Source organism: Pseudomonas sp. K5002 (assembly GCF_013386655.1).
Classification (GTDB): Bacteria; Pseudomonadota; Gammaproteobacteria; order Pseudomonadales; family Pseudomonadaceae; genus Aquipseudomonas.
In genome coordinates this window covers 1-3,751 of the sequence record NZ_JACARK010000785.1, presented here as the reverse complement: position 1 = coordinate 3,751, position 3,751 = coordinate 1, and the positions used below count along the sequence as shown (strand labels likewise).

Genomic DNA, 3,751 nt, shown 5'->3' with positions numbered 1-3,751 from the left:
CGACGGCGGGCTGCCACCGCAACAAACCGTGCAGCAAGGCGAAGTGATTCTGGAAGACAGCCGCCGCCTGATCCGCCAGTACCACGAGCGCGGTGACGGCGCACAAATCCAGATCGCCCTGGCGCCCTGCTCGCCGTTTTCCGTCACCCCGGAAATCATGGAAGCCAGCGCCGAGCTGGCCAACAACCTCGACGTGCGCCTGCATACCCACCTGGCGGAAACCCTCGACGAAGAAGACTTCTGCCTGCAGCGTTTCGGCCTGCGCACCGTGGATTACCTCGACAGCGTCGGCTGGCTAGGCCCGCGCACGTGGCTGGCCCACGGGATTCACTTCAACCCTGAAGAAATCGCACGCCTCGGAGCTGCCGGTACCGGTATCTGCCATTGCCCGAGCTCGAACATGCGCCTGGCTTCCGGGATATGCCCAACGCTGGACCTGCTGGCCGCCGGCGCACCGATTGGCCTGGGGGTGGACGGTTCGGCGTCCAATGATGCGTCGAACATGATCCTCGAAACGCGCCAGGCCCTGTACATCCAGCGCCTGCGTTACGGGGCAGAGAAGATCACCCCGGAACGGGTGTTGGGTTGGGCGACAAAAGGTTCGGCGCAGTTACTCGGTCGCAGCGACATCGGCGAACTGGCCGTAGGCAAACAGGCCGACCTGGCGTTGTTCAAGCTCGATGAACTGCGCTTCTCCGGCAGCCATGACCCGATCTCGGCGCTGCTGCTGTGTGGCGCCGACCGAGCGGACCGGGTGATGGTCGGCGGCAAATGGCGGGTGATCGACGGGCAGGTCGAAGGATTGGACCTGAAAGGCTTGATTGCCGATCACAGCCAGGCGGCGCGGGAACTGATCAACCGGACTTAACTGAAGAAACACTTTTCAAATGTGGGAGCGGGCTTGCTCGCGAATGCGTTGGGTCAGTCAACATATCTGGCGACTGACACTCCGTATTCGCGAGCAAGCCCGCTCCCACACAAGCCCGGTTTCCACAATTATTTCTGCGGTGTTTTCAGGATTGGTTACAGTCCAAGCAGCGACAGCATGATAAACGTCGCAAACAACACAAAATGGGTCATCCCTTCGATGGCGTTGGTTTCGCCATCGTTGAGGTTGATCGCACTGACAATCAGCGTGATAAACACCATCACGGTCTGCACCGGCGTCATCGCCATCTGAAACGGCTGGCCGGTGTACAAGGCCATGGCTTCCATCACCGGTACGGTCAAAATCACCGTCGACAGAGAAGCCCCCAGCGCGATGTTCACCACCGACTGCATGCGGTTGGCCAGCGCTGCGCGCAACGCGGTCAAAATCTCCGGGGCGGCGGAAATCGCGGCCACGATGATCGCCGTGATCACGGGTGGGGCACCCGTTCCCTCCAGGCCCAGGTCGAGGGTCTTGGACATCACCTCGGCCAACGCGCCAATCACGATCACGCCAAACACCAACGTCCCGATGGAAAACGCCAGGTTGATCGGCGGCGACTCTTCTTCCGGCTGTTTCTTGCGGCGTTTTTCCGGGTAGCTGTAGCTGAAGAAATAACTGTGGGGGCCCACCTGCATCCGCAGGAACAACGTGTAGAGCACTACCATCGCGCCGATGGTGAAGGCCGAGTAAATTTTCCAGTCGGCCTCGGGGATAAATTCCGGCACCACCATCGACACACCCATGGCGGTAAGGATCATCACGCTGTAGGTGCGCGCCGAATCGTCGTTGTAGGACTGTTCACCATGCTTGATGCCGCCCATCAGCGCGGCCAGGCCGAGGATGCCGTTGATGTCGAGCATCACCGCCGAATAAATGGTGTCGCGCACCAGGGTCGGCGAGGGCTCGTTGCTCATCATGATCGCCAGGATCACCACTTCCACCAGCACGGCGGCGAGGGTCAGGATCATGGTGCCGTAGGGGTCGCCGACCTTTTCCGCCAGTTGCTCGGCGTGATGGGCCACGCGCATCGAGGCCACGACGATAAAGCCGATCAGCGCTATGCCAGCCAACAGCGCCACCATCTGCCCGCTGTGCAGCATCCAGTGCTCCAGCGGGTAGGCAGCGATGGCGGCAATCAGCGCCAGCAGCATGAATTTTTCTTGCTTGATAGATGTGAGCATTGCAGGCCTTTTGAACGCGGCGAATCCGTCATTGATGGGGTACAGACTGCACCGCGCCGCTAACGTTTCGTTACACCTTAGTTCATGCACTGCTTGCACGGTGCCTGTGGATGCTCACCGCTTGGTCAGGTTTTGCCGATTATTTCGGCGTGCGCCTGTAGAATGCCGCCATTGCACCTGATGAGAATTTATAAATGTACGATTGGCTCAACGCCCTGCCCAAGGCTGAATTGCACCTGCACCTGGAAGGCTCGCTGGAGCCTGAGCTGCTGTTCGCCCTGGCCGAACGCAACAAGATCGCACTGCCGTGGAACGACGTCGAAACCCTGCGCAAGGCCTACGCCTTCAACAACCTGCAAGAGTTTCTCGACCTCTACTACAAGGGCGCCGATGTACTGCGCACTTCCCAGGATTTCTACGACCTGACCTGGGCCTACCTGCTGCGCTGCAAGGCGCAGAACGTGATCCACACCGAACCGTTCTTCGACCCACAGACCCACACCGACCGTGGCGTACCGTTCGAAGTGGTGCTCAACGGCATTGCCGCCGCCTTGAAAGACGGCGAGCAACAACTGGGCATCACCAGCGGTTTGATCTTGAGCTTCCTGCGCCACTTGAGCGAAGAAGAGGCCGAAAAAACCCTAGACCAGGCACTGCCATTCCGTGATGCGTTTGTTGCCGTGGGCCTGGACAGCTCGGAAATGGGCCACCCACCGAACAAGTTCCAGCGCGTGTTTGATCGTGCCCGTCACGAAGGTTTCCTGACCGTCGCCCACGCCGGTGAAGAAGGCCCGCCGGAGTACATCTGGGAAGCCATCGACCTGCTGAAGATCCAGCGTATCGACCATGGCGTACGCGCCATTGAAGACGAGCGCCTGATGCAGCGGATCATCGACGAACAGATCCCGCTGACGGTGTGCCCGTTGTCCAACACCAAGCTCTGCGTGTTCGACGACATGTCCCAGCACAACATCCTCGACATGCTTGAGCGTGGGGTGAAAGTGACGGTGAACTCGGACGATCCGGCGTACTTCGGCGGTTATGTCACCGAGAACTTCCATGCGCTGTACACCTCGCTGGGCATGACCCAGGACCAGGCCAAACGCCTGGCGCAAAACAGCCTGGATGCACGGTTGATCAAGCCTTAATCACCGACCGGTCTGGCGAGCCGGGCAATTTCCAGTTGCCCGGCTTCACTGACCTGCAACGCCTGGGACTCATTGATCACGCTGACCCAGTTCGACTGCAGGCACAACTTCAACAACGCGGCCCCCAACGCACCGCCCAGGTGTGGCTGCTGTTCGCTCCAATCAAAACAATCGCACACGATCGGCTGAGCCAGTGCCTGGGTAAAAATCCCCAGCGCTGCGAGTTTGCGCGCACCTGACGGCGTCACGTCCGTACGCTGTTCCGCGCGCTCGATCCACCCGGCCGCCATCATCCGTTGATACAAACCCGCTGCCAGCTCGCCCCCCAGGTGACCATGGCACAGCCGCGCTCGCCGTAAAGCCGCAGGCGCAGTCAATGACCGCGAATGAATGGGCGTGCTGCGGGCGACGCTGGCCATCGTGGTGCAGGCCAATGCATCCACGGCGGCCGCCACATCGGCGGCGGCCACCCGGAAAAAGCGTTTGCCGCT

4 protein-coding genes are annotated in these 3,751 nt (G+C 60.5%); 2 read left to right on the top strand and 2 right to left on the bottom strand.

The window, feature by feature from the left end; translation table 11 throughout:
• Window positions 1-868, top strand: an 868-nt coding sequence (locus HX846_RS28505) for an amidohydrolase family protein (RefSeq protein ID WP_178966573.1), incomplete at its 5' end; no start/stop codon positions are given.
• A 155-nt stretch (window positions 869-1,023) separates the two neighbouring features.
• Here HX846_RS28505 and HX846_RS28500 read toward each other — a convergent pair.
• A complete protein-coding gene (locus HX846_RS28500) occupies window positions 1,024-2,112 on the bottom strand; it encodes a calcium:proton antiporter (protein ID WP_003211166.1) in 1,089 nt (362 codons plus the stop codon).
• 194 nt (window positions 2,113-2,306) lie between these two features.
• Between HX846_RS28500 and HX846_RS28495 the strand changes: the two genes are divergently transcribed.
• Complete coding sequence (locus tag HX846_RS28495) at window positions 2,307-3,260, top strand: adenosine deaminase (protein WP_178966571.1); 954 nt, start codon at window positions 2,307-2,309, stop codon at window positions 3,258-3,260.
• Here the strand turns inward: HX846_RS28495 and HX846_RS28490 are convergent.
• The coding region (locus HX846_RS28490) for a transcriptional regulator (RefSeq protein WP_178966569.1) at window positions 3,257-3,751 on the bottom strand (495 nt) is incomplete at its 5' end. The two genes, HX846_RS28495 and HX846_RS28490, sit on opposite strands and share 4 nt — an antisense overlap.

Bases quoted from the DNA above. Each gene is read 5' to 3' on its own strand.
- HX846_RS28500 (WP_003211166.1), bottom strand. From the start codon at position 2,112: ATGCTCACATCTATCAAGCAAGAAAAATTCATGCTGCTGGCGCTGATT.
- HX846_RS28495 (WP_178966571.1), top strand. From the start codon at position 2,307: ATGTACGATTGGCTCAACGCCCTGCCCAAGGCTGAATTGCACCTGCAC.